This is a genomic window from Streptomyces sp. NPDC047971 (genome assembly GCF_040653355.1).
In the GTDB taxonomy this organism is placed as follows: domain Bacteria; phylum Actinomycetota; class Actinomycetes; order Streptomycetales; family Streptomycetaceae; genus Streptomyces.
In genome coordinates this window covers 74,586-98,152 of the sequence record NZ_JBEZNW010000018.1, presented here as the reverse complement: position 1 = coordinate 98,152, position 23,567 = coordinate 74,586, and the positions used below count along the sequence as shown (strand labels likewise).

Sequence of the window (23,567 nt, the reverse complement as noted above, 5' to 3'; positions counted from 1 at the left end):
TCCTATCGGCAGACCGCGAGCGCGTCGAGCGCCACCGCGCCCTGCCCCCGCGGCAGCACCATCAACGGGTTGATGTCCAGTTCGGCGAGGTCGTCGTCCAGCTCCAGGGCCATCCGCTGCACCCGCAGCACGACCTCCACCAGCGCGTCCACGTCGGCCGGCGGAGCGCCCCGCACGCCCCTCAGCAGGGCCTGCCCGCGCAGTTCGCCGAGCATGTCCCTGGCCTGGTCCTCCCCGAAGGGCGGCACACGCACCGCCGCGTCGTTCAGGACCTCGACCAGCACGCCCCCCAGGCCCACCGTGACCGTCGGCCCGAAGAGCGGGTCGCGGGTCACGCCCACCACCATCTCGACCCCGCGCCCCACCATCTGGCAGACCAGGATCCCGTCGAGGTCGACGCCCTCGTAGCGGGCGATGTCGGTGAGCTCTCGGTACGCGTCCCGCACCTGACTGGCGGACGTCAGCCCGACCTTCACCAGACCCAGCTCCGTCTTGTGCGCCAGCTGGGCCCCGGACGCCTTCATCACCACCGGGTAGCCCACGAGCCCGGCGGCCCGGACGGCCGCCGCGGCGCTCGTCACCAACTGCTCGCGCGGCACCCGGATCCCGTAGGCCCGCAGCAGCTGCTTCGCCGCGTGCTCGCTCAGCTGCCGGCCCGGCCGCATCAGGGCCTGCGCCTTGCGGAAGGAGGGGGACGGGGTGCGCGGGGCCTCGTCGAAGGGGGAGCGGTAGGCGGTGGTGAAGCGGTGGTGGTCGAGATAGGAGCGCACGGCCCCGATGCAGTTGGAGAACGTACGGAAGGTGGCGACGCGCGAGGACCCGAGCAGGGTCTCGCGGTAGGCGGCCTCCGTCCCCACCGGCGATCCCCACACCACGCACACCAGCTTGTCGGTGGCCTCGGCCGCGTCGACCAGGTCCTGCGCGAGCTTGTCGCTCATCGGCGGGAAGGGGCCCGTGATGGGGCAGATCAGCACCCCGACGGACGGGTCGGCGAGGATCGCGTCGATGATCTTCCGCCCGCGCCAGTCGCCCACCGGATGGCCGCCGTTGTCGACCGGGTTGGCGACGTTCAGGTACGGCGGTATCCACTGGTGCAGCTCGTCCTGCTTGGCCTGCGGGAGCGTCGGCAGCCGCAGCCCGGCGGCCGTGGCGAGGTCGGAGAAGTGCGCGCCGGTGCCGCCGGAGATCGAGTAGACGACGACCCCGTCCGCGACCGGTTTGCGGGCCCGCGCCAGCAGGGCGGCGGTGTCCTGGAGTTCGTCGAGCCCGTCGACCCGGATGACTCCGAACTGCCGCATCGCCGCGTCGACGACCTGGTCCGCGCCGGTGAGTTTGCCGGTGTGCGAGGCGGCCGTCCGCGCCCCGGTCTCGGTCCGTCCGACCTTCACCGCGACGACCGGCACGCCTTCGCGGGCGGCGCGGTCGGCGGCGAGGAGGAAGGAGCGCCCGTCCTTGAGTCCCTCGACGTAGCAGGCGATGGCCCCCACCTCGGGCCGGGTCGCGAAGTACGAGATGAAGTCGGCGGTCTCCAGGTCGGCCTCGTTGCCGGTGGGCGCCCAGTGGGAGAGCCGTACGCCCAGTTCCTGGAGGGTGTGCACGGGCCGCCCCTGGTGGCCCGACTGCGTGATGAGCGCGATCGCCGGCCCGTCGAGGTCGTCGCGGAAGCGCTCGAAGGCGTTGAGGTTGGTGTTCGGCCCCAGCAGACGGATCCCGGAGCGCCGTACGGCGTCGGTGAGACGCTCCTGGGCCGCGGCGCCCTCGTCGCCGGTCTCGGCGAAGCCGGAGGCGAAGGCGACGGCGAACCGCACCTTGGCCTCGGCCAGTTCCTCGATGACCGGCAGCGGGTCGGCGACGAGCAGGACGGCGAGGTCGACGGGCTCGTCGAGCGCGCCGACGGAGGGGACGCAGTCGATCCCGAAGACGCTCGTACGGGTCGGGTGCACGGGCACGAGCCGGGCGCCGACCCGCTCGGCCCAGGCGATGAGCTGCCGCGTGATGCCGGTGTTGGGCCGCCCCTCGGCGTCGGACGCCCCCACGACGGCGACGGACCCGGGCCGGAAGAACCGGTCGAGGTCGGGCACGGGGACGTGCAGCGGCCGCCCGCTCACGTCCCGGTCGCCGTCCACCGCGGTGACACCGTGCACGGCGATCCCGGGCGTCCCGGAGTGCTCCCCGCAGGCGACCACGCGGGCGCGGAGGTCGGTGGTGAAGGTGCCGTGAGTCGATCCAAGCATCGTTCCGCCCACTCTCCCGCTCGTCGTCATCGCCGCAGCGCGTTACCTGACACTTAGTCAGATTACAGAACTGACGCTCAGTCAGGAATGACTGTGACAGGGCCAATGAGCGAAGAGGCCGGGTGGAGGGGCGGGGACGGCCGTGCCGGGAGCGCCCCGGGCGGGCGCGCTCCGGCCGTCGGCCGTCGCGGGGAGGGGCACCCCGGACCGGGACGCCCGGCCCGCGCCCACCCGCTGCCGGTCGGTCGTGGCCCCGTCCGGCGTCAGCCGGCCGTCTTCTCCCTGTTCGCCGACTTGTGGATCGCGCGGGCGATCTTCTCCGCGTCGATCGCCAGCTCCCGGAGCATGCCGCTGATCGGGTTCGTGAACCCGGTGAAGTACAGCCCCGCCGCCTCGCGCGGGCTCCGTGCGCCCCGAGCCGTCGGCCGTCCGTGCTCGTCGAGGACGCCCAGGTGCCCCACGAGCGGTTCCAGGGCGCGCCGGTAGCCGGTCGCGGCGATCACGGCGTCGGGGGTGACGGCCGAGCCGTCCGCGAGGAGGACCTTGTCGCCGTCGAAGCCGTCGACCGCGCCGACGACCTCCACCTTCCCCTTCCGTACGGCGTCGATCAGGCCCACGTCCTGCACGGGGACGGCCCCTTCGCGCTGTCGCGAGTAGAGCCCGGTGTCCGGCCGGGGCAGACCCCGCTCCGACAGGTCCGGGACGGAGACGCGGCACATCAGCTCGCCCGCCTTGTCGACCAGGCGCACCGGCAGTCGCCGCACCAGGATGCCGGTGCGCTGGGCCGGCCACCCGGCCGTGGAGCGCCGCACGATGTGCGGCACGGTGCGTATCGCGAGCCGCACCCGGGCCGCCCCGCCGTCCGCGAGATCGGCCGCGATCTCGGCGCCGGTGTTCCCGGCGCCGACGACGAGGACGTCCTTGCCCGCGTACGGACCCGGGTTCCGGTAGGCGCTCGCGTGGATCAGCTCGCCGCCGTACGCGTCGAGCCCCGGCCACTCGGGCAGCCGGGGGGTGTGGTTGTACCCGGTGGCGACGACCACGGCGCGGCCGGTCAGCCGCCGTCCGCCGGTGGCGTGCAGCAGCCAGTCCTCGCCGACGCGCTCGACGCGGGAGACCTCGACGCCGGTGACGATCTCCAGCTCGTGGAACTCGGCGTACTTCTCCAGGTACCGCACGACGTCCGCGCGGGCGACCCAGCGCCCGAAGGAGCGGGGTATCGGCAGGCCGGGGAGCGCCGAGAGGCGGCGGGTCGTGTGCAGCCGCAGACGGTCGTAGTGCGCCCGCCAGGAGGCGCCGACCGCCTCGGACTTCTCCAGGACGACGGCCCGTACGCCCTGCGCGCGCAGGGCGGCGGCGACGGCGAGTCCGCCGGGTCCGCCGCCGATGACGTACACGGGGTGGTCGGGCCTGGAATGGGGGGTGTTGGACATGAATGCTCAGCGTAACGAGATGCTCACTTGTTGGGTCTCGGTCAAGAGGGGAATCGGTTGCGAAACGGTCACGTGTGGGTGGGAGCTGGGTGGGGTGTGCGGGGGTGGGGCGGGGTCGTGCGGGGGTCTTGCGCAGACGCCGCGACATCCGCTGAACTGACGTACCGTCAGATCAGGATCGGGGAGGGGCAGGTATCGACCGATGCAGACCATCTGGCTCACCGGCGCCGAGTGGCTCGCCGTCCTTCGCATCGGCCTCGGCCTGTGGTGGCTGGAGAGCTGGCGCCACAAGGACAAGAAGGGCTGGTTCGAGCGCGGTACGGGCATCGCCTGGGCGGCGGACGTCGCCGGCAGGCACCGGTGGCCGTTCGTGAGGAAGGGCTTCGACTCGGTCGTCGCGCCGCGCCCCAAGGCGATGGCGTACGTCGTCGTCTACGCCGAACTGGCCCTGGGCCTCGGCCTGATCCTCGGCCTCCTCACCCCCGTTGCCCTGATCGGCGGCCTCCTCCTCAACCTCCTCTACCTCGTCCTGATGATCCACGACTGGGCCGAGCAGGGACAGAACGCGATGATGGCGCTGATCTCGCTGGTCGCCCTCTTCGCGATGTCCTGGCAGACCTGGTCCCTCGACCACGCGATCGGACTGTTCCTGTGACGGCCGCCGATCCGGACATCGACGCCTTCACCCGCCCGTACTGGGACGCGACCGCCGAGGGCCGCCTCCTCCTCATGCGCTGCGGGGCCTGCGGCCGCGCGCACCACTACCCGCGCGAGTTCTGCCCCCACTGCTGGAGCGAGGACGTCCGATGGGAGGAGTCGAGCGGCCGCGCCACGCTCTACACCTGGTCGGTCGTCCACCGCAACGACCTCCCGCCGTTCGGCGACCGGGTGCCCTACGTGGCGGCGGTGGTGGACCTGGCGGAGGGCCCGAGGCTGATGACGGAGGTGGTGGGCGTGCCGGAGGCGGACCTCCGGATCGGCATGGATCTGGAGGTCGCGTTCCGCAGGGAGGGGGAGGTCTCCGTCCCCGTCTTCGGTCGGGCGTCACCGGGGTGACCTTCCGCCGGAGCCGGCCGACGTCGGGCTCCGCGTGGACGACCCGGTGGAGCGGGCCGGTCGGCCCCGAACCGTCGCCGAACGGGGGACGGCCCTATGCGGACGAGCCCGAGAGGGCGAAGGCCAGGATCTCGGGAGCGGCCTCGGACAGGGTCGGGAAGTGACGGTGCCCGCCCGCCCCCGCCGGCGCCGCCGGCGCGTTGACCGTCCACACCGTCATCCCCGCGGCCACGCCCGAGCGGACCCCCGACGGCGCGTCCTCGATCACCAGGCAGTCGGCGGGCGCGGCGCCCAGCCGCTCCGCCGCCAGGAGGTACGGCGCCGGGGAGGGCTTGCCCTCGGTCACGGAGGCGGCGTCCACGACGAGCCCCGGCAGCGGGAGGCCCGTGCGCGCGAATCGACCCCGCACGCGGTGCTCGTAGTTGGAGGTGACGAGCGCCCAGGAGTCCGGCGGGAGGCCGCCGAGCAGCTCCGCGGCGCCCGCGAAGGCACCGTACTCACCGTTCCGTACGTCCTCGTCCTCCAGCGCGTGGAGCAGCGCCAGACACTCCTCCGGGTCGTGGCCGGGCGCCACGGCGGCGAACGTCTCGACGGGCCGCGTGCGGAGCGCGACCGCGTACACCTCCTCCCCGTCCAGCCCGTACCGCGCCGCCCAGGCGTGCCAGACGCGCCGCTGGTTGGCGACGGCGTCCATCAGGGTGCCGTCCACGTCGAAGAGGATGAACTTCCTGGTCATACGGGTGGAGCTTAGTGACCCCGGACCGGAGCCCTCGTTTGCCGGGGCATGAAGAGCACCCTTGCTTTCGCCGTGGCCACGGCCACCGTCGCGGGCTTCGGCCTCGCGGGCGCGGCGGGCGCCGCGCCGACCCCGCCCGCCAGCATCCTCCTGACGATCACGTCGGGTGCGACCGGTGACGTGAAGGAGGTCTCTCTCGGCTGCGGCCCCACCGGGGGAGACCACCCGCAGGCAGAGCTCGCGTGCGGCGACCTGAACGACGCGCGCGGAGACTTCGAGAAGCTGAAGGGGGACGCCGACGTGATGTGCCCGATGGTCTACGAGCCGGTGGTGGCGGAGGCGCAGGGCACCTTCGACGGCGTCCCGGTCGTCTGGAAGAAGGAGTTCGGGAACACCTGCGAGCTGAACGCGAGGACGGGCGCCGTCTTCGCGTTCTGACCGGCGCCGGCCTGGCCGGAAAGGCCGGCGTACCCCTGACGCGATAATGACCTGCGTCGTCGGTCGGTGATCAGTAAGGTCATCCGACGTGAACACCGGACCGGCGCATCGACGCCACGCACGGATCGGCTACCCGGTGGTGGGCTGATCGCTCGGTGGGTGCTGTCGGAGCGCCCCCGCCACCTCGGTTCGGCACGCGGACCTCCCAGCGCTGCTTCTGCACCGCGAGTCCGTTTCCTCCCTGCCGAATCACCATGAGGTCATCCGTATGTCAGTCACGTTCAACCACACCATCATCGCCGCCGAGGACAGCGCCGAGTCGGCCCGGTTCTTCCGGGAGCTGCTGGAACTCCCCGAAGCACCGTCCTGGGGCCCGTTCGTCAACGTGCAGCTCGCCGACGGCGTGCTCCTCCAGTTCGCGACCCCGCCGGGGCACATCGAGATCCAGATGCAGCACTACGCCTTCCTGCTCGACGACGAGCTGTTCGACCGGGCGTACCAGCGGCTGTGCGACCAGGGCGTCGTGCACTGGGCCGATCCGCAGATGCGGCGCCCGGGCGAGATCAACGACGAACACGGCGGCCGGGGCGTCTACTTCAAGGACCCGGCGGGCCACGCGATCGAGCTGATCACTCGTCCGTACGTGTAGGCGGAAGGCCCCGGGCCGGACGTGCACTCCACGTCCGGCCCGGGGCCTTCGCCGTCCGGTCAGGCGATCGAGGTCGGCCTGTTGGCGGACAACGTGGTCTCCTGCCGCTGGGCGAAGGGCGCGCTCCAGCTTCCCGTGCCCTTGTACAGGTACGTCCTGCTGTCGGCGGAGTTGGCCGCGAACAGGTCGGGACGGCCGTCCCGGTCGGCGTCGCCGACGCCGACGATGTGGCTGTAGCCGCCCCAGCCGGCGCCGATCTTGACGCGACTGGCGAAGGTGCCGTCGCCCTTGCCGAGGTAGAGCCAGAGGACTCCGGCGCCGTCGCGGGCGACGAGGTCGCCTGCGGCGCCTCCGGCGATGTTGCCGGTGGCGGTGATCTGGTTGTAGCCGTTCCAGCCGGTGCTGATCTTGACGCGCGTGGTGTACGGGGCGCGCCAGTTGCCGGTGCCCTTGTAGACCCACATGGCGCCGGCGGTGTCGGTGGCGACGAGGTCGGCCCTGCCGTCGCCGTTCAGGTCGCTCCCGGCGGCGATCTTGTTGTAGCCGCCGAAGCCTGTGGTGATCTTGTACCGGGTGGCGAAGGTCCCGTCGCCGTTGCCGAGGTAGTGCCAGAGCGCGCCCGTGGTGTCGCGGGCGATGAGGTCGGCGTGGGCGGCTCCGCCGATGTCGCCGGCGGCCTCGATCTGGTTGTAGCCGTTCCAGCCGCCGCTCAGCATGGTGTGCCCGTCGAATGCCAGTCGGCGGTCGTACACGTCGTAGCGCGAATCGGCGCGGTACAGCACCCCTTGGTTGTCGCGCAGGAGTATGTCGGGGGTGCCGTTGTCGTTGTAGTCGTGCGGGCCGGGCTTGCGGACGACCTTGAACGTCCCTGAGACGACCAGGCTCGGGCCGATGAAGTTCAGCGGATCCGCTGTGATCTCCCAGACGTAGTCGCCGTTGTAGGCGCTCTTGTCGGCGAGGTGGGTCGTCCAGCTGAAGGGCAGGACGCCGTTCTCCAGCATGTACAGGTTCCGGTATTCGACGATCTCGCCGGTCCGCACGTGGCGCAGGGTGAACGAGCCTGCGATGTTCTCCCGCGAGAACTGCCACGTGAACAGCCCCGGGTCCTTGTCGAGGTCGAGCGTGGCGGGAACGTTGTGGCTGAGCAAGGCGACCTTGGTGGGCTCGCCGGTGGAGGCGACGGGCGTGACGGTCGGCACGCCGTCGCCACCGGGGGCGATCCGGTAGAGGCCCTCCCCCTGGTCGACCGTGCCACCACGGACGATCTGGGCGCCGTCCGGTGCGACGGCGGACGTGGTGGTGTGGTCGAGGAGTTTTCGGGTCGTCACCCCGTCCTCGATGTTGAGCGCGGTCAGCGCGTTCAGGGGATTCAGCTTGGTGTCGACCGATCCGCTGCGAGTGCCGTACGTGACCCAGCCGCCGACGAGGCCGACCTCGACGTCGTGCCGCGAGGAGCTGCCGACCGCGATCCGCCGGGCCGTGGCCGTGGAGCGGTCGACGATCACCACTGTGGCGTTGTACCCCGCGTAGTCGACCCAGGCGAGGTGCGTCGCCGAGATGGCGATGTTGCCCTCCACGGTCAAGGGCAACGCGTAGTGCTCCGCCACTGTGTTGGTGGCGAGGTCGAGCGTGGCCAGGTACTTCTTGGATCTCACCTGGTCGCCGGCGTAGTAGGTCACCAGGGCGTGGTCGGCTGTGCCGGCCTTGACCGTGACGCTCGTGAGGTCCGCCGGAAGACCGGCGGTCGGCTGGGCCACCCCGTCGACCGCCGTGTGCATGGACAGGCGCCTGTTCCCCCGCGTGTCGCCGACCGAGGTGAACAGGGCGTCGCGGGCGGCCCCCGCGTAACTGGGCCCGGTCTTGGTGGGGACCGAGAGCAGCGTCTCCCCGGTCGCCATGTCGATGAGCTCGGCTCTGGAGTCGAGCCAGCTCGCGGCGACCGTGTCTCCCCACCCGGTGCTCTCGATCCTGGTGGTGGCCCAGTTCAACTCCTTCGGAGCGGAGCCGTCCGCCGGAACCCAGGTCCGTGTCTCGGAGGAGGGCACGTCACCTGAGGCCCGGGTCTTGGTGAGCGCCAGGAAGCCCGTCGCGCCCGCGCCGAAGATGGTGCTGTTCCTCGGGAACGGCGCGACGTCGGAGGTCGCCGCTTCCCCCGCCTCGGTGGCCGATGCCGGAACCGAGGCAGGCGGCGCGGCCACCGCCCCACCCGTCGACAAGGCGGTCACGGCGAGCGTGACGCCCATCGCGACGGCGAGTCTGCGGCTGAAGGCATGGGAATTCTGGAGCAACGGACGGGCCCTCCCCTTGAGGCGACCGCTCGCACCTCACCCGAGGCGGGGCGGCGGTCGGAAAGCGCGGCGGCGGCCGGAGGTTCCCCCCATCCGGATCTTCGCCTTCCGCGGACTGTGGCCGGAGGATAGCAACCCCGACCGACACCCGTCACGATCTTTCGCGTCGCTCCACCACGCCCCGTACGTACGCCGCTTGGCCCGCATGCTGGTTGTCCTCCGCGACCACGCTCACCAGGCGGACGCCCAGGGTGACCGGGGGGTCCCAGGCGTCGTCCACGACGCGGTCGAGGTCGGCGTCGGTCACCGTGCCCAGGTGTTCCACGCTCCGGGCGTGGACGGCGTCGTAGTAGCCGAGGAGCAGCTCCGCGGAGACCCGCACCTCGGCGACCTGCGCGCTGGAGTGGCCGTAACCCGTGGCCCTCGCCCCGAACGGGAGGCCGAACCGGTCCTTCCAGCCGTCCGACGTCCACACCTGCTCCGTGCCGAACGCGCCCGCGATGTGGTCGTCCTGGATCCGCGTCAGATGCCAGACCAGCCAGGCGATCGAGTTCGCGTCCTCGTCGATCCGTAGCGTCAGCTCGTCCTCCGACAGACCCTCGACGGCTCCGCGCACGGCCTCCTGGACGCGGCCGAAGGCGTCCAGCAGCAGATCGGCGCTCCTCATGTCACTCACTCCTCGCTCGACGGTGCGGTGTGCTCCACCCAGTGGGCCATCGAGGAGGCGCCGGCGACGGGCCGCGCGGCCGGGAGCCGGCCGAGTTCACCTACTCGGTGGCCAGGATCCGCAGGGCTCGGACGAACGTCTCCCGGTCGCCCGCCGGGAGCCGGGCGAGCAGGCGTTCCTCGCCCTCCCGGATCTCGGACCGGATGCCGTCCCGCAGCTCGCGGCCCTCGCGCGTGAGGGAGAGCAGGCGCGCCCGGCGGTCCTGCGGGTCGGGGCGGCGTTCGATCAGGCCGCGTGTCTCCAGGTCGTCGAGGACCGCGATGATCCGGGTCTTGTCCGCCCGGATGGCCTCGGCCAGCGCGGCCTGGGTGCGGATGGGGGTCTCGTCGAGGTGCAGCAGGACGGCGTAGGCCCACATCGTCACGCCGTGGGCGTCCAGGACCGGCTGCTCCGCCGCCAGCAGGGTGCGGCCCAGCGGCACGACCATCGCGGCGAGATCGGGGCGGGGCTCTTCCATGGCCACGAAAATACCCGTTGACAATTCATACGCGCGAGCAGATCGTCAGCACATGCGTATTACTTGGCAAGCTCAGGGACCCTTTGCGCGGTTACGGCTCCTCCACGCGCGCGTGATCCGCGACAGCGTCGCCCTGGTGGAGCGGGTCGCTCCCGGTGACCTCGGCCGGGCGACGCCCTGCGCCGGCTGGACGGTCGCGGATCTGCTCGCCCATATGACGGCGCAGCACCGCGGGTTCGCCGCCGCCGCCCGCGGCGACGGCGCGAAGCTCGCCCACTGGTCCGTCGTCCCGGTGACCGCGTCCGCCGACGGCGTCGCGCGGTACGCCGAGGCCGCCGAGCACGTCCTCGCCGCCTTCGCGGCCCTGGACGGCCCTGACCGGCCCTTCCTCCTGCCCGAGTTCACGGTCGACCGGACCTTCCCGGCCGGCCGGGCCGTGGGCTTCCACCTCGTCGACTACGTCGTCCACGGCTGGGACGTGGCCCGCGGCCTGGATCTCCCGTACGCCCCCGGCCCCGATGTCCTCGACGTCGCGCTGCCGATCGCGCTCTCCGTCCCGGACGGCGCCACCCGGCTCACCCCGGACAGCCCCTTCGGCCCCGGGATCCCCCTGCCTCCGGGGGCCGGGACGTTCGACCGGATCCTCGCGGCCCTCGGCCGGCACCCGTGACCCCGGCGACGGGCCGCACAACTCTCCGTGACCCCGGCGACGCCTACGCGTCCGCCCCTACGCGTCCGCCCCTACGCGTCCGCCCCTACGCGTCCCGCCGCTCGCGGTCCGACGGCTCTTCCCGCCGCGCCCGCCAGTCCGCCAGGGTCTCCTCCATGTCGAACGGGTGCAGGTTCAGCGGTGGCCCCGCCGGCGGCCGGGCCACCGCTTCGGCGATCTTGGTGTTGATCTCGCCCACGATCCGGCGCACCTGTGACTCCGACACCGCCCGGCCGATGGCCTCCACCGCGTCCTCGGCCTCCTTGCGCAGGGCCAGCGACGGCGGCAGGACCGCCGCGCCCTCGCGGTGCATCTTGCTCTTGATCCACCACAACGCGTCGTACGGGGCGTTGTCGTCGTCGAGCGGCTTTCCGAAGCCCGCCAGCTTCTTGAACTCGCCGCGCTCGGCGGCCTCGCGGATCTGCTTGTCCACGAACGACTCGAAGCTGACGCCCGGCGGTTTGCGTTCGGTCATACGACCAGACTACGAGGGGCGCGGGCGGTGGGGGAGGGGGTGAAAAAAGGCAGGAGCCCCGCTCGTGCCCGAAGGCACGGAGCGGGGCTCCTTGGGTACTTCTCTAGCCGTGCGCGATCGCCGACCCGGGCAACTTAGGCCGGGGTGACGTTCTCCGCCTGCGGGCCCTTCGGACCCTGCGTGACGTCGAAGTTCACGACCTGGTTCTCCTCGAGGGAGCGGAACCCGGACGCGTTGATCGCGGAGTAGTGGACGAAGACATCCGGGCCGCCGCCGTCCTGGGCGATGAAGCCGAAGCCCTTTTCAGCGTTGAACCACTTGACGGTTCCGGTAGCCATAAGCCCTCCTTGGGCCAAAGGGTTGCCCTGCTCCAGAACCTGCAAACAAGTCTGAAAACTACAAAAGCCTGCGGGTCACATGCTCCGCAGGCTCTGTACTGCAAGGGAAACCAAACTGCAACTTGCGATGAGCGTAGCACGCAGGGTGTCCGCCGCACTAGAGGGAAAGATCACGTCACCCACACGTTTGACGTGCATCTGATGTGCTGACGCGGCGCCACGCGTGCCCCGGCGATGTCCACCGTACGAGACGGGGCTAGCCTCGCGATGTGGACAATGCAACCGATGACCACCAGCGCAGCCGGCCCCGTGTCGGACACATTCAGTTCCTGAACTGTCTGCCCCTGTACTGGGGCCTGGCCCGTACCGGAACGCTCCTCGACCTGGAGCTGACGAAGGACACCCCGGAGAAGCTCAGCGAGCGGCTGGTGCGGGGCCACCTCGACATCGGGCCGATCACCCTCGTGGAGTACCTCCGCAACGCGGACGATCTCGTCGCCCTGCCGGACATCGCCGTGGGCTGCGACGGCCCCGTCATGTCCTGCGTGATCGTCTCCCAGCGTCCCCTGGCGCAGCTGGACGGGGCGAGGGTGGCGCTCGGGTCCACGTCCCGCACCTCCGTCAGGCTCGCGCAGCTGCTGCTCGCCGAGCGGTACGACGTGCGGCCCGACTACTACACGTGCCCGCCCGACCTCGGGCTGATGATGCAGGAGGCGGAGGCCGCCGTCCTGATCGGCGACGCCGCCCTGCGGGCCTCCCTGCACGACGCCCCGCGGCTCGGCCTGGACGTCCACGATCTGGGGCTGATGTGGAAGGAGTGGACGGGCCTGCCGTTCGTCTTCGCGGTGTGGGCGGCGCGCAAGGACTTCCTGGTCCGCGAGCCGGAGACGGTGCGCGAGGTCCACGACGCGTTCCTGGCCTCGCGTGACCTGTCGCTGGTGGAGGTCGCCAAGGTCGCGGAGCAGGCCGCGCGCTGGGAGTCCTTCGACGCGGAGCTCCTGGAGCGGTACTTCCGGACACTGGACTTCCGCTTCGGGCCCGAGCAGCTGGCGGGGGTGCGCGAGTTCGCCCGCCGGACCGGTCCGACGACCGGCTTCCCGGCGGACGTGAAGGTGGACCTGCTCGCCTGAGGCCGGAGCGTCAGGGTGCGGAGCGTCGGGGGCCGGAGCGTCAGGGTCCCGAGCGTCGGGGGCCGGAGCATCACCCCCGAGCGTCGGGGCCGGGAGCGTCACGCCCCGAGCGCCAGGGTCCCGAGCGTCACGCCCCGAGCGTCAGGCGGAGGGCACCGGCCCCTGCATCTGCCGGCTGATCCACTCCATCGAGCCGTCCCCCATGCCCCTGATGTAGCCCTTGGCGTTGTGCCCGCCGCCCTGGATGACCTGGAGGCGGGTCTTCACCGGGCCCTTCGTGAAGCTCCTCATGAAGGACCTCAGCCGCGGCTCGCCCGACTCCTCCGTCCCGATCTGGAACGCCAGGTAGACCCGGTTCGCCTCGGTGTCCGGCTTCGCGCCGAGCGCCTCGGCGAGCTTCTCCGGGTTGTTCGCCTGCCGCTGTGCCTCGTGGCCCGCCCACAGCGGGGAGTCGGGGACGGTGTCGGGGCCGGACGCGATGACGGCCTTGAACTTGTCGGGGTGCTGGAGCACCGCCTTCAGCCCGGCGAAGCCGCCGGAGGACGAGCCCATGAACGCCCAGCCGTCACGGGACGCGAAGGTGCGGAAATTCGCCCGGACGAAATCGGGAACGTCCTCGGCGAGCCAGGTCCCCATTCTGGGCTGCCCGGGTATATCGCTGCCGTCGTAGTAGTACGTGTCGTCCGGGTTGAGTACCGGCATCACGACAATGAACGGAAGGCTTTTCCCTTCCTGCGCCCATGTGCTGATGCTGGACTGGAGTTTGAGGTCGGTACCCATCCAGTAATTCACCGGATAGCCGTTGCCGCCCGGCAGTGCGACGAGGACCGGGAAGCCGCTTTCCGCGTACTTCGGGTCGAAATACTGCTTCGGCGCCCACACCCACACCCTGCCCGTGAAGCCGGACTTGGCGCCCTTGAGCGTGGTGACGCCGATCTTGGTGCCGTCGTCGAGGGTGTTGGCCGTGGTGAAGCTCGCCCTCGGGCCGGTGGGCAGGACGGTCTCCGGGCCGTTCGCCCCGGGTGATCGCGGAGTCCTCGGCGCCCCCGCGGTGTCGGCCTTCGCCGTGGATCTCGGAGTGTCGAAGGTGACGGGAGCCCCCTCGTCCGAGCAGCCGGCGACGAGAGCGGCCGTGACACCGAGGGCGAGAGCGGCGGCGAGGAGCCTGCGGACCCGGGGGGCGGCGGGGTTCCTCGTGGTCCTGGGGAGGCGTGTCATCGGGTGACTCCGGGGTGCTTCGGACACTGCGACGTATTACGGAGAAGAGGAGGGACGTGGTGGGGGATCGGTTGGCTGGGTACGGTTCCGAATCGTGGTGATCCGGCCCACGAAGGGCCGTGCGCTGCCGGAAGGGGAGACATGCAGCCGCTCGAAGCAGGGGAACCCAGGTCCATCGGCGCCTACCGGATCCTCGGCCGTCTCGGCTCCGGCGGCATGGGGCGCGTCTACCTGGCCCGCAACGAGGGCGGCAGGACCGTGGCCGTGAAGATCGTGCATCCGCACTTCGCCCTGGACGAGCAGTTCCGGGCCCGGTTCCGGCGTGAGGTGGAGGCAGCCCGGCTGGTCGGCGGGGAGTGGACCGCGCCGGTCCTGGACGCCGACCCGGAGGCGGCGGTGCCGTGGGTCGCCACCGGGTACGTCGCCGGGCCGACGCTCACCCGAGCGGTGGAGGCGGTCGGCCCGCTGCCCGCGCACACGGTACGGACCCTCGGCGCCGGCCTGGCCGAGGCGCTGGCGGGCGTGCACGGCCTCGGCCTGGTCCACCGTGATGTGAAGCCCTCCAACGTGCTCGCCACCCTGGAGGGCCCCCGGCTCATCGACTTCGGCATCGCGCGGGCCACGGACGGCACGGCGTCGCTCACCGCGACCGGGGTCTCCATCGGCTCGCCCGGCTACATGGCGCCCGAGCAGATCCTGGGCGACGGGGCGACCGGAGCCTCCGACGTCTTCTCGCTCGGCGCGGTCCTCGCGTACGTGGCGACGGGCGCCCCGCCCTTCCCGGGCGACACCTCCGCCGCCCTGCTCTACAAGGTCGTCCACGAGGAGCCCGAGCTGGGCGCGCTGTCGGGGGAGCTGCGGGAGCTGGTGGCGTCCTGCCTCGCGAAGGACCCGGGGGCTCGTCCCGCCCCGGGCGCGGTCGCGGCGGCGCTCGCCCCGCGCGGGGCGGCGGCGCTGGTCGCGGGCGGCTGGCTGCCGGGCCCGCTGGTGGAGGAGATCAGCCGGACCGCCGTACGGCTGCTGGACTTCGACGCGGGCACGGGAGCGATCCCGCCGTTCCCCGGTGCCTCGCCGGACCCGAACGTGTCGGGTCCCGTTCCCTTCACCGCCCCTTCGGTGTGGGCGCCGGCCCCCGGGGACGCGCCGACCGGCCCGCCGTCGGGCGTCTTCGGCCCGCCGGCGGCCCTGGCGTCCGACGCGGTGGCCGGGACGGCGGGTCCGTCCGGGCGGCCGGCCGTCGAGCCCGGCGTCTTCGGGCCGCCGGTCGCGCCCGCCCCCGGCGGCTTCGCCACCCCGGCCGGACAGGGGCACACCGCCCCCGAGGGCGACGGGACCCGGCGGCGGCAGGCCACGCTCTCGGTCGCCGCGGGCCGGCGCGTCAGCTGCACCGTGGCGCTCGCCGTGGCGGGGGCGCTCGCCGCCGTCACCCTGGGGGCGGGGTACCTCTTCGAGCTGATGCCGGGCGGCCGGCGGGGAGCCGACGCGAGCGACGGCGGTGGGAGCAGGACGAATCCGCCCGCCGCGACCTCCGCTCCCACCGCCACGCCCTCCGGCTCCGTCCCGGAGGCGTTCCTCGGCACCTGGACCGGACCCACCACCGAGCGCAACGGCTCCCCGCACGGGGACTTCACCGTCGTGGTCTCCCAGGGCGGCACCGGCAAGGACGTCGTCCGTACCACCCACACCGTCAGCGTCCTCGGCACCACCGTCCGCTGTCACGGCCTCGGCAAGCTGACCTCGGCGACCGCCACCGAGCTGAACATCGCCGACCGTACGGATCCCGACCGCCCGGGCACGGCGGGTTTCTGCACCACCGGCACGTCGACGTTCACCCTGACCCGCAACCCCGACGGCACCCTCGCCTACCGTTCCGACGAGGAGGCCGCCGGCCGGCCTAGCGGCACCCTGCGGAAGTCATGAGAAGCGCTGGCGTAGGCTGGCTCAGTCCTTAGTTTCCACCCTCCGAAAGGGACTCAGCCGGTGACCCAGAAGGCCGACCTCCAGTCCGTCCTCGACCGCGCCGCGGAGGGTGGCCGGATCACCCCCGAGGAGGCGCTCGACCTCTACCGGTCGGCGCCGCTGCACGCGCTCGGCGCGGCCGCCGATGCCGTACGCCGTCGCCGCTACGCGGGGACGGAGCACATCGCGACGTACATCATCGAGCGGAACATCAACTACACCAACGTCTGTGTGACGGCGTGCAAGTTCTGCGCCTTCTACGCGCCGCCGAAGGACACCGCCAAGGGCTGGACCCGGGACCTCGACGACATCCTGCGCCGCTGCGCGGAGACCGTGGAGCTCGGCGGCACGCAGATCATGTTCCAGGGCGGGCACCACCCGGACTTCGGCGTCGAGTACTACGAGAAGCACTTCGCCGCCATCAAGAAGGACTTCCCGCAGCTGGTCATCCACTCCCTCGGCGCGTCCGAGGTCGAGCACATGGCCAAGATCTCCGGCGTCTCCGTCGAGGAGGCGATCACCCGCATCCACGCGGCCGGTCTCGACTCCTTCGCCGGCGCCGGCGCCGAACTGCTGCCGGAGCGCCCACGCAAGGCGATCGCCCCGCTCAAGGAGAGCGGCGAGCGGTGGCTGGAGATCATGGAGATCGCGCACGGTCTCGGAGTGGAGTCGACGTCCACGATGCTGATGGGCACCGGCGAGACGAACGCGGAGCGCATCGAGCACCTGCGGATGATCCGCGACGTGCAGGACCGGACGGGTGGCTTCCGGGCCTTCATCCCGTACACCTACCAGCCCGAGAACAACCACCTCAAGGGCCGTACGCAGGCCACGCTCTTCGAGTACCTGCGGATGATCGCGATCTCCCGGCTGTTCATGGACAACATCGCCCACATCCAGGGCTCCTGGCTGACCACGGGCAAGGAGATCGGCCAGCTGACCCTGCACTACGGCGCGGACGACCTGGGCTCGATCATGCTGGAGGAGAACGTCGTCTCCTCGGCGGGCGCCAAGCACCGCTCCAACCTGCGCGAGATGATCGACATGATCCGTACGGCGGACCGCGTCCCGGCGCAGCGTTCCACGACGTACGAGCACCTCGTGGTCCACGACGACCCGGCGAACGACCCGGTCGACGAGCGGGTCGCCTCGCACATCTCCTCCACGGCCATCGCCGGCGGTACGGCGCACCCGGAGCTGAAGCTCCTGAACGCCAACTGACCTTCCCGTGCTGACGGTTCACGCGGCGGATGTACTGCTGCCGGGCGGCGGGCGGGCCCCCGTCCCCGCTGGCGCGGTGCTCGTCCGGGACGCGGAGATCGTGGCCCTCGGCCCGTACGAGGAGGTGGCCGGGGCGTTCCCGGCCGCGCGGGTCCGCCGCTGGCCGGGCGTCCTGACTCCGGGGCTGCGGCAGTGGCACGGGCACTGGCTGCTCACACGCGTGTACCACCCGGACCCGCGTGAGGCGGACGAGCTGGGCACCGCCCCCGTCGCGGGTCCGGCCTTCGACGCCCTCGCGCCCGACGGGGCCCGGATGGCGGGCAGCGTGCGGCGTGGTATCCAGCGGATGCTGGCCCACGGGACGACCCATGTGGGGCTCGGGCCCCGGTCGGGGGTCCGGCAGGCCGTGGGCCGGGTCGGGCTGCGAGAGGTGCCGAACGCGCCGTTCCTGGCGCCGCCGGTCTGGGACGGCCCGGATCTGGACCCCTTCGTGGAGGGGCACGACCTGGACGGCACGGTCCACGGTCCGCTGGCGGTGGGCGAACCCGCCGATCTGGCGGTCTTCGACGTGGCGGACGAGGCCGATCTGGTGGCCCGTGGTGCCGGCACCTGCGTCGCCACCGTTCTCGGCGGCCGCCTGGTCTTCCGTCGTCGCTAGCGGGTGCCGGTGACGGTCAGCCGCCCCTGACCGGTGTGGACTTCTCCTGGACCGGGTTCTCGTCGGCGTACTTCACCAGGTCCGTGAAGCGGTCGTCGCGGACCACGGTCAGCAGCTGATCCGCCGTCACCGGAGCCGAGGCCGCGGTCTTCCCGTCCGTTCCGTCGGCGGGGCCGACGGAGAAGAGGACATGGCTGCGGCCGTAGGCGAGCGTGACCATCGCGCCCATGGTGTCGATCTCGTTGACCGCCATCGAGTACGCCTGTGCCGTGCGGCCCCCGCCGAGGTCGGCCTTCTCGCAGGCCATCCGCTTGGCCGGGTCGCTCCGGCAGGGCTGGAGGGCCTGTCCCTCCGCAGGGCGTACGGACAGGGTCGCGGTGAACGTCCGGCCCGCCGAGGTGAGCTGGTAGAGGGAGACCTGGCCTTCCACCGGGCGGATCTCCGTCACGGTGGGCGGCAGCAGTTCGTCCAGGAGCGCGGCGGCCTGCTGCTGGAACTGGGCGCGCCGCTCCGCCTCGGCCCCGGTCTCCGGCTCCGGGGCGTCCTGGCCCGGTGTCGGGGCGATCCGTACGGGGGTGTGGTAGGCCGACGGGAAGGCGACCGGGGGCGCGGCGGGCATCGCCACCCCGGTGCCGGGTCCCGGCAGCAGGCTCAGGCCGAGGGCGGCGGCGGTCACCGTGCCGAAGACGCCGCCGACGGTGGCGAGGCGGGCCCGGGCGCGTCGTCTGCGTCCCTGCGCGATGGCGACCGGGGCGAGGTCGGGGAGCGGTGGAAGGTCTTCGGTCGTCCGGTCCATGGCGCTCTTGAGCAGTGTGGCGTCGTCCACTGGGGGCCTCACCTTCCGGTGGCGTGGTGGTCGGTGGCGTAGAGGTGCGCCTCGCCGAGACGGTCGCGGAGCCGCGCGAGCGAGCGTGAGCAGGTGCTTTTGACCGTCGCCTCGCTGCAGCGCAGGAGCGAGGCGACGGTCTCCACACTGAGGTCCTCCCAGTACCGCAGGACGACCATGGCGCGGGCTCTGGGCGGGAGCTCGGCGAGCGCGGCGAGCAGGGTGACCCGGAGGTCGGCGTGCTCCGCCGCCGGCGCGGGGCCGAGCCCGCCGGTCTTGGTGAAGGCGAGCAGGTCGCGCAGTCGGCGGCGTCGCTCGGCGAGGAAGGTGCGGGTCAGTACGGTCTTGGCGTAGGCGTGCGGGTACTCGGCCGTGCCGGCCCGGCGCCAGTGCTGGAACAGCTTGGCGAGCGTGGTCTGGGTGAGGTCGCGGGCGGTCTCGGCGTCGCCGCAGAGCAGGTACGCCGTGCGGTACAGCCGCGTCTGCCCGGCGCGGGCGAACTCCTCGAACGCCTCGTCCGAGCCGTGCGGTGCCTGCATCGCGCTCCTCCGTCCCTGGGGGTCGTCCCCTCGCTGCCCGACTGTCACCCCTCCTTGAGTCCGCCGCCCCGGAAAAGGTTGAGAGGAATTTTTCGACGAATCCCCGGCGGCCCCGGAGGGCTCCCGAAGGCCGTCGGGCGCGGGCTGCCACAATGGCCGGGTGACCCGAGCATCCCTGGACAAGCAGCCGCACGAAGTCGCCTCGATGTTCGACGACGTGGCGGCGAACTACGACCTCACCAACGACGTGCTCTCGCTCGGTCAGGACCGGCGCTGGCGCAAGGAGGTCGCGAAGGCGGTCGACGCCCGGCCCGCGCAGCGGATCCTGGACCTGGCGGCCGGGACGGCCACCTCCTCGCAGCCCTTCGCCCGCGCCGGGGCCTACGTCGTGCCCTGCGACTTCTCGATCGGGATGCTCCGGGTCGGCAAGGAGCGCCACCCGTGGATGCCGTTCACCGCCGGCGACGGGACGAGGCTCCCGTTCCGCGACGACGTCTTCGACGCGGTGACGATCTCCTTCGGGCTGCGCAACATCCAGGACACCGAAGGGGCGCTGCGCGAGCTGTACCGGGTGACGAAGCCCGGCGGCCGCGTGGTGATCTGCGAGTTCTCGCACCCGACCTGGAAGCCGTTCCGCACGGTGTACGAGGAGTACCTGATGCGCGCGCTGCCGCCGGTGGCCCGGGCGGTGTCGTCCAACCCGGACGCGTACGTCTACCTCGCCGAGTCCATCCAGTCCTGGCCCGACCAGCCGGCTCTCGCGGGGCTGCTGCAGAAGGCCGGCTGGTCCAAGGTGGCCTGGCGCAACCTGACCGGCGGCGTGGTGGCGATGCACCGGGGCTTCAAGCTCCAGGAGTCCGCCCGGACCGCAGGGTCATGACGGGCATCCCGGGCCCGAGGGTCCGGGGGCCCGCGCAATAGACTTCGACCGACCTTCCCTCGACCCTTCGGGAGACCACGCCGTGACCGAGCCCCTCTCCGAGCACAGCGCAGATGTGATCGTCGTCGGGGCAGGCCCGGCCGGCTCCACGACCGCGTACTACCTGGCCAAGGCCGGACTCGACGTCCTGCTCCTGGAGAAGACCGCGTTCCCCCGCGAGAAGGTCTGCGGCGACGGGCTCACCCCGCGCGCCACCAAGCAGCTCGTCGCCATGGGGATCGACATCTCCGAGGAGGCCGGCTGGCTGCGCAACAAGGGCCTGCGCATCATCGGCGGCGGAGTCCGGCTCCAGCTCGACTGGCCGGACCTCGCCTCGTACCCGGACTACGGACTCGTCCGCAAGCGGGACGACTTCGACGAGCAGCTCGCCCGGCAGGCGCAGAAGGCCGGCGCGCGGCTGTACGAGCGCTGCAACGTCGGTGCCCCGATCATCGACGACCGCACGGGCCGGATCACCGGGGTGACCGCGAAGCTCGGCGAGGAGAAGCGCGAGGTCACCTTCCACGCGCCGCTCGTCGTCGCCGCCGACGGCAACTCGACGCGGCTCTCGCTCGCCATGGGTCTGCACCGGCGCGAGGACCGGCCGATGGGTGTGGCGGTACGGACGTACTTCACCAGCCCCCGCCACGACGACGACTACCTGGAGTCCTGGCTGGAGCTGTGGGACCGGCGCGGCCCGCAGGACCGGCTGCTGCCGGGCTACGGCTGGATCTTCGGCATGGGCGACGGCACGTCCAACGTCGGCCTCGGCATCCTCAACTCGTCCTCCGCGTTCCGCGAGCTGGACTGGCGTGAGGTCCTCAAGGCGTGGTGCGCCTCGATGCCGGAGGACTGGGGCTTCACCCCGGAGAACATGACGATCCCGATCCGCGGCGCCGCGCTGCCGATGGCGTTCAACCGGCAGCCGCACTACACCAAGGGCCTGCTGCTCGTCGGTGACGCGGGCGGACTGGTCAACCCGTTCAACGGCGAGGGCATCGCGTACGCCATGGAGTCGGGCCAGATCGCGGCCGATGTCATCGTGCAGGCGCACGCCCGGTCGACCCCGGCCCAGCGCGAACTGGCCCTGCACAACTACCCGAAGATCCTCAAGGACACCTACGGCGGCTACTACACGCTCGGCCGTGCCTTCGTGAAGATCATCGGCAACCCGAAGATCATGAAGATCGCGACGCAGCGCGGTCTGACCCACCCGGTCCTGATGAAGTTCACGCTGAAGATGCTCGCGAACCTGACGGACCCGACCGGCGGCGACGCGATGGACCGGATCATCAACGGCCTGTCGAAGGTGGCCCCGAAGGCCTGAGCCGGCGCCGCCCGCGAACGGTGATGCCCCCGACGCGCTGCGTCGGGGGCATCCTCGTCTCACGGGTAGGTGCCGACCTCCGCCGTGCGCCTCGGCAGCAGCCCCCGGGAGATCACGCTCGTCGTCTGTGCCGCTCGCCCGGCTCCCGCGGGGCGACAAAGACGGCCCGGCCAGACGATCTCCGCGAGGAGCGCCAGCAGGTGGAGCTGGAGACGGGAGAGGCCGCCCAGCTTCTCGCGCATGTTCGTGACATGGAACTTGACGGTGCGTTCGGTGATGCCGAGCCGTGCGGCGAGGTCCGTGTTGGACTCGCCGCCGGGCATGGCCGAGAGCACTTCCCTCTCGCGATCGGTCAGGAGGTCCAGGAGTTGTAAGGCGGCGGTGACGGGGTTCACCCGCGCCGATCTCTCCTCGGCGCCCTCCGCAGGACGTGCCGGGTCGCAGTACTGGCCATGACGATGCATGTCTGTCCCCCCCCAGAGACGGCATTCGTTGCGCGCCGTGCCACGGCGCGCACGGTGCGACGGCGCGGCGTCGCGCCAGTGACCGTAACCCCCATCGAGGCGGAATCCATCGCCCGTCTCGCCTGATGGTCCTCGTCCGAACGGCCGGAAACCGACATTCCGAGCAGTCGGTTTCCGGCCGGTCCGGGTGCTGCGGCCGATCAGCCGTTCAGCGTGTTCGCCAGCTTCAAACGCTCTTCCAGCTCGGTCTTCGCCTGGTTCAGGGTCTCCGCGTTCTGCTCGACGTTCCGCTGCTGATAGGCGGACTCGACCGTGAACCAGACGCCGACAAGGTTGGCTCGTTCCTTGCAGGCGACATCCTGCTTGGCGGCGGCGACGGCCTTCGGGGATCCGAGGGCGCCCGAGGCGATCCCGAGGTCCTCCTGGGGGCTCACGGGATCGTCGGCCTTGTACCCCTTCTCGGCCATGCACGCCGACCATGCCGTGATCGCCTCGGCGACGCGGGAGTCGTCACGGGCGCGGGTGAAGGCGTCGGCGGTCACGTTGAAGACGAACATGACGTCGACCGCGCCCTTCTTCGGCGCGTAGAGCTTGAGATAACTCTCCCGGTTGCAGCCTCCGATGGGCACCTTCTGCCCGTTGACGGTCTTGCCGCTGTCCGCCTTCTGCGCCTCTTCCCAGCTCATCGGCTGAGCGGCGCCCTGCTTGAGGTCCGGTCCGCTCAGGGCGAGTTGTCCGGTGGCTCCGAGGGAGGGGGCCGGCGGCTTCACGGGCGGCGCGGCGCCGGCGCGGCTGTCGTAGCCGTAGCGAGCCGCCTTGTCGGGGTCCGTGAGGCCGTAGCGGGTGTCGTCGGATCCGGACCCGCGGCCCGACTGGACGGGCGGGGGCGGCTCGTAGGTGAAGCCGAACCGCTGCATGCACTGGCTGATCAGCCGGTTCTGGGCCTTCTGGAGCTGCTGCAGCTGTTCGGGAGTGGTCTCGTACGTGTCCATCGGGTACGAGAGCTCCGCTGTCCGGAGCAGCTTGGGCACCGCGCCGATCTCGGGCTCGCTCTTGGCGTCGCCGCCACCGGAGTCCGACGAGGAACAGGCGGTGAGGAGCGCGGCGCTCAGCAGAAGGACGGAGGCGCGCGTGGCGAGTGGGCGCATGGGGCTGCTCCAGAGGAATGTGCGTGGCTACCATGGGCGGAGCCGTTGCTCTGCCCGCCTCTTTCGGGCAGAGCAACGGCTCCTGTGTCATGCGTCGCCGGCGATGCCTAAGGGCTGTCCGACGGGTGGATCAGTGCTGATCAACGGGCCTTGTAGTAGTAGGCCGAGGAGATCTTGTTCTTGAACGTCGTCGAGGCGTTGCCGATGTGGCCGACGGGCAGGCTGCCCTCGACACCGCCGGCGTTGGCGTCGGTGTAGACCCACCAGACGTTCGAGTCGCGGTTCCAGTAGGAGGCCGTGTTGTCGTTGACGGACTGGCCCGCACCGGCACCCGGGCCGGGGAAGGTGTCGCCCGAGAAGTTGGAGTCCGAGACGTACAGGTCGAACACCGCCCCTCCCAGGGAGGAGTTGTAGTACAGGCCGAACTCGCCGCTCTCCAGAACGCCGTTCTTGCCGGTGGCCGCCGCGGCGGAACCCGCGGTGGCGAGGGCGCCCGCGCCGATGGCGGCGAGCGCGATCGCCGTGGCGGCGACGCGACGGATGGCAGTGCGCTGCATGGTGGTGCCTTTCATATCGCTGGTGCTGGTGTGGTGTGTGCGACCCGAGTGGGCCGCCCTT

25 protein-coding genes are annotated in these 23,567 nt (G+C 71.6%); 11 read left to right on the top strand and 14 right to left on the bottom strand.

Features of this window, described 5'->3' with window-relative positions; all coding sequences use genetic code 11:
• Positions 1-2: 2 nt before the first annotated feature.
• The gene (locus tag AB0D99_RS18970; RefSeq protein ID WP_362362866.1) at positions 3-2,234 is read right to left on the bottom strand and encodes an acetate--CoA ligase family protein; all 2,232 of its coding nucleotides are present in this window, start codon (positions 2,232-2,234) and stop codon (positions 3-5) included.
• A gap of 263 nt (positions 2,235-2,497) precedes the next feature.
• On the bottom strand, positions 2,498-3,667 hold the full coding sequence (locus AB0D99_RS18965) for an NAD(P)/FAD-dependent oxidoreductase (RefSeq protein WP_362362864.1): 1,170 nt from the start codon (positions 3,665-3,667) through the stop codon (positions 2,498-2,500).
• 202 nt (positions 3,668-3,869) lie between these two features.
• Between AB0D99_RS18965 and AB0D99_RS18960 the strand changes: the two genes are divergently transcribed.
• Both AB0D99_RS18960 and AB0D99_RS18955 read left to right on the top strand, forming a co-directional pair.
• Positions 3,870-4,322: a DoxX family membrane protein gene (locus tag AB0D99_RS18960; RefSeq protein ID WP_362362861.1), complete on the top strand. Its 453-nt coding sequence runs from the start codon at positions 3,870-3,872 to the stop codon at positions 4,320-4,322.
• Positions 4,319-4,723, top strand: coding sequence for a Zn-ribbon domain-containing OB-fold protein (locus tag AB0D99_RS18955; protein ID WP_362362858.1), 405 nt, complete (start codon positions 4,319-4,321; stop codon positions 4,721-4,723). The genes AB0D99_RS18960 and AB0D99_RS18955 overlap by 4 nt, the downstream gene beginning before the upstream one ends.
• Before the next feature lie 94 nt (positions 4,724-4,817).
• Here AB0D99_RS18955 and AB0D99_RS18950 read toward each other — a convergent pair whose 3' ends face one another.
• Entirely contained in the window at positions 4,818-5,459 is a 642-nt protein-coding gene (locus AB0D99_RS18950; protein ID WP_362362855.1) for an HAD-IA family hydrolase, read from the bottom strand.
• 48 nt (positions 5,460-5,507) lie between these two features.
• Here AB0D99_RS18950 and AB0D99_RS18945 point away from each other — a divergent pair, with 48 nt between their 5' ends.
• Both AB0D99_RS18945 and AB0D99_RS18940 read left to right on the top strand, forming a co-directional pair.
• Entirely contained in the window at positions 5,508-5,897 is a 390-nt protein-coding gene (locus tag AB0D99_RS18945) for an SSI family serine proteinase inhibitor (RefSeq protein ID WP_362362852.1), read from the top strand.
• Between the two features lie 268 nt (positions 5,898-6,165).
• Complete coding sequence (locus AB0D99_RS18940; RefSeq protein WP_362362849.1) at positions 6,166-6,546, top strand: VOC family protein; 381 nt, start codon at positions 6,166-6,168, stop codon at positions 6,544-6,546.
• Between the two features lie 59 nt (positions 6,547-6,605).
• On the opposite strand, the gene AB0D99_RS18935 is transcribed toward AB0D99_RS18940, so the two are convergent.
• The 3 genes from AB0D99_RS18935 to AB0D99_RS18925 all read right to left on the bottom strand — a co-directional run bounded on the left by AB0D99_RS18935 (position 6,606) and on the right by AB0D99_RS18925 (position 10,018).
• Positions 6,606-8,834, bottom strand: a complete 2,229-nt coding sequence (locus tag AB0D99_RS18935; protein WP_362362846.1) for a VCBS repeat-containing protein — start codon at positions 8,832-8,834, stop codon at positions 6,606-6,608.
• 151 nt (positions 8,835-8,985) lie between these two features.
• Complete coding sequence (locus AB0D99_RS18930; RefSeq protein ID WP_362362843.1) at positions 8,986-9,501, bottom strand: DinB family protein; 516 nt, start codon at positions 9,499-9,501, stop codon at positions 8,986-8,988.
• 100 nt (positions 9,502-9,601) lie between these two features.
• The gene (locus AB0D99_RS18925; RefSeq protein WP_362362840.1) at positions 9,602-10,018 is read right to left on the bottom strand and encodes a MarR family transcriptional regulator; all 417 of its coding nucleotides are present in this window, start codon (positions 10,016-10,018) and stop codon (positions 9,602-9,604) included.
• Positions 10,019-10,130: 112 nt separating this feature from the next.
• Between AB0D99_RS18925 and AB0D99_RS18920 the strand changes: the two genes are divergently transcribed.
• On the top strand, positions 10,131-10,688 hold the full coding sequence (locus tag AB0D99_RS18920; protein WP_362362837.1) for a TIGR03086 family metal-binding protein: 558 nt from the start codon (positions 10,131-10,133) through the stop codon (positions 10,686-10,688).
• 85 nt (positions 10,689-10,773) lie between these two features.
• Here the strand turns inward: AB0D99_RS18920 and AB0D99_RS18915 are convergent, their stop codons facing one another.
• Together AB0D99_RS18915 and AB0D99_RS18910 are read right to left on the bottom strand one after the other, a co-directional pair.
• Complete coding sequence (locus AB0D99_RS18915) at positions 10,774-11,202, bottom strand: DUF1992 domain-containing protein (RefSeq protein ID WP_362362834.1); 429 nt, start codon at positions 11,200-11,202, stop codon at positions 10,774-10,776.
• 134 nt (positions 11,203-11,336) lie between these two features.
• Positions 11,337-11,540, bottom strand: a complete 204-nt coding sequence (locus tag AB0D99_RS18910) for a cold-shock protein (RefSeq protein ID WP_003967102.1) — start codon at positions 11,538-11,540, stop codon at positions 11,337-11,339.
• A gap of 269 nt (positions 11,541-11,809) precedes the next feature.
• Here AB0D99_RS18910 and AB0D99_RS18905 point away from each other — a divergent pair, with 269 nt between their 5' ends.
• Complete coding sequence (locus tag AB0D99_RS18905) at positions 11,810-12,670, top strand: menaquinone biosynthesis protein (RefSeq protein WP_362362831.1); 861 nt, start codon at positions 11,810-11,812, stop codon at positions 12,668-12,670.
• A gap of 141 nt (positions 12,671-12,811) precedes the next feature.
• Here AB0D99_RS18905 and AB0D99_RS18900 read toward each other — a convergent pair whose 3' ends face one another.
• Positions 12,812-13,888: an alpha/beta fold hydrolase gene (locus tag AB0D99_RS18900; RefSeq protein WP_362362828.1), complete on the bottom strand. Its 1,077-nt coding sequence runs from the start codon at positions 13,886-13,888 to the stop codon at positions 12,812-12,814.
• A gap of 141 nt (positions 13,889-14,029) precedes the next feature.
• Between AB0D99_RS18900 and AB0D99_RS18895 the strand changes: the two genes are divergently transcribed.
• The 3 genes from AB0D99_RS18895 to AB0D99_RS18885 are packed head-to-tail and all read left to right on the top strand — an operon-like array spanning position 14,030 to position 17,726.
• Positions 14,030-15,808, top strand: a complete 1,779-nt coding sequence (locus AB0D99_RS18895; RefSeq protein WP_362362825.1) for a protein kinase — start codon at positions 14,030-14,032, stop codon at positions 15,806-15,808.
• Positions 15,809-15,868: 60 nt separating this feature from the next.
• Entirely contained in the window at positions 15,869-17,068 is a 1,200-nt protein-coding gene (mqnC, locus tag AB0D99_RS18890) for a cyclic dehypoxanthinyl futalosine synthase (protein ID WP_362362822.1), read from the top strand.
• 7 nt (positions 17,069-17,075) lie between these two features.
• Complete coding sequence (locus AB0D99_RS18885) at positions 17,076-17,726, top strand: hypothetical protein (RefSeq protein ID WP_362362819.1); 651 nt, start codon at positions 17,076-17,078, stop codon at positions 17,724-17,726.
• 16 nt (positions 17,727-17,742) lie between these two features.
• On the opposite strand, the gene AB0D99_RS18880 is transcribed toward AB0D99_RS18885, so the two are convergent.
• Together AB0D99_RS18880 and AB0D99_RS18875 are read right to left on the bottom strand one after the other, a co-directional pair.
• Entirely contained in the window at positions 17,743-18,552 is an 810-nt protein-coding gene (locus AB0D99_RS18880; RefSeq protein WP_362362816.1) for a hypothetical protein, read from the bottom strand.
• Between the two features lie 8 nt (positions 18,553-18,560).
• Complete coding sequence (locus tag AB0D99_RS18875; protein ID WP_362362814.1) at positions 18,561-19,091, bottom strand: SigE family RNA polymerase sigma factor; 531 nt, start codon at positions 19,089-19,091, stop codon at positions 18,561-18,563.
• Between the two features lie 160 nt (positions 19,092-19,251).
• Here AB0D99_RS18875 and AB0D99_RS18870 point away from each other — a divergent pair, with 160 nt between their 5' ends.
• Positions 19,252-19,971 (top strand): demethylmenaquinone methyltransferase, encoded by a 720-nt coding sequence (locus tag AB0D99_RS18870; RefSeq protein WP_362362811.1) that lies wholly within the window; start codon positions 19,252-19,254, stop codon positions 19,969-19,971.
• Between the two features lie 82 nt (positions 19,972-20,053).
• The gene (locus AB0D99_RS18865) at positions 20,054-21,337 is read left to right on the top strand and encodes a geranylgeranyl reductase family protein (protein WP_362362809.1); all 1,284 of its coding nucleotides are present in this window, start codon (positions 20,054-20,056) and stop codon (positions 21,335-21,337) included.
• A gap of 59 nt (positions 21,338-21,396) precedes the next feature.
• On the opposite strand, the gene AB0D99_RS18860 is transcribed toward AB0D99_RS18865, so the two are convergent.
• The 3 genes from AB0D99_RS18860 to AB0D99_RS18850 form a co-directional block, all read right to left on the bottom strand.
• Positions 21,397-21,801 carry a helix-turn-helix transcriptional regulator gene (locus tag AB0D99_RS18860; RefSeq protein WP_362362806.1) on the bottom strand — a complete coding sequence of 135 codons (405 nt, stop codon included), beginning with the start codon at positions 21,799-21,801 and terminating at the stop codon, positions 21,397-21,399.
• Positions 21,802-22,001: 200 nt separating this feature from the next.
• The gene (locus AB0D99_RS18855) at positions 22,002-22,949 is read right to left on the bottom strand and encodes a hypothetical protein (protein ID WP_362362803.1); all 948 of its coding nucleotides are present in this window, start codon (positions 22,947-22,949) and stop codon (positions 22,002-22,004) included.
• 140 nt (positions 22,950-23,089) lie between these two features.
• Complete coding sequence (locus AB0D99_RS18850) at positions 23,090-23,506, bottom strand: peptidase inhibitor family I36 protein (protein WP_362362800.1); 417 nt, start codon at positions 23,504-23,506, stop codon at positions 23,090-23,092.
• Positions 23,507-23,567 lie beyond the last annotated feature (61 nt).

Coding starts and splice junctions, on each gene's coding strand:
- AB0D99_RS18875 (WP_362362814.1), bottom strand. CDS start 19,091: ATGCAGGCACCGCACGGCTCGGACGAGGCGTTCGAGGAGTTCGCCCGC.
- AB0D99_RS18850 (WP_362362800.1), bottom strand. CDS start 23,506: ATGCAGCGCACTGCCATCCGTCGCGTCGCCGCCACGGCGATCGCGCTC.
- AB0D99_RS18855 (WP_362362803.1), bottom strand. CDS start 22,949: ATGCGCCCACTCGCCACGCGCGCCTCCGTCCTTCTGCTGAGCGCCGCG.
- AB0D99_RS18960 (WP_362362861.1), top strand. CDS start 3,870: ATGCAGACCATCTGGCTCACCGGCGCCGAGTGGCTCGCCGTCCTTCGC.
- AB0D99_RS18860 (WP_362362806.1), bottom strand. CDS start 21,801: ATGCATCGTCATGGCCAGTACTGCGACCCGGCACGTCCTGCGGAGGGC.
- AB0D99_RS18945 (WP_362362852.1), top strand. CDS start 5,508: ATGAAGAGCACCCTTGCTTTCGCCGTGGCCACGGCCACCGTCGCGGGC.
- AB0D99_RS18925 (WP_362362840.1), bottom strand. CDS start 10,018: ATGGAAGAGCCCCGCCCCGATCTCGCCGCGATGGTCGTGCCGCTGGGC.
- AB0D99_RS18910 (WP_003967102.1), bottom strand. CDS start 11,540: ATGGCTACCGGAACCGTCAAGTGGTTCAACGCTGAAAAGGGCTTCGGC.
- AB0D99_RS18895 (WP_362362825.1), top strand. CDS start 14,030: ATGCAGCCGCTCGAAGCAGGGGAACCCAGGTCCATCGGCGCCTACCGG.
- AB0D99_RS18940 (WP_362362849.1), top strand. CDS start 6,166: ATGTCAGTCACGTTCAACCACACCATCATCGCCGCCGAGGACAGCGCC.
- AB0D99_RS18900 (WP_362362828.1), bottom strand. CDS start 13,888: ATGACACGCCTCCCCAGGACCACGAGGAACCCCGCCGCCCCCCGGGTC.
- AB0D99_RS18930 (WP_362362843.1), bottom strand. CDS start 9,501: ATGAGGAGCGCCGATCTGCTGCTGGACGCCTTCGGCCGCGTCCAGGAG.
- AB0D99_RS18950 (WP_362362855.1), bottom strand. CDS start 5,459: ATGACCAGGAAGTTCATCCTCTTCGACGTGGACGGCACCCTGATGGAC.
- AB0D99_RS18915 (WP_362362834.1), bottom strand. CDS start 11,202: ATGACCGAACGCAAACCGCCGGGCGTCAGCTTCGAGTCGTTCGTGGAC.
- AB0D99_RS18965 (WP_362362864.1), bottom strand. CDS start 3,667: ATGTCCAACACCCCCCATTCCAGGCCCGACCACCCCGTGTACGTCATC.
- AB0D99_RS18970 (WP_362362866.1), bottom strand. CDS start 2,234: ATGCTTGGATCGACTCACGGCACCTTCACCACCGACCTCCGCGCCCGC.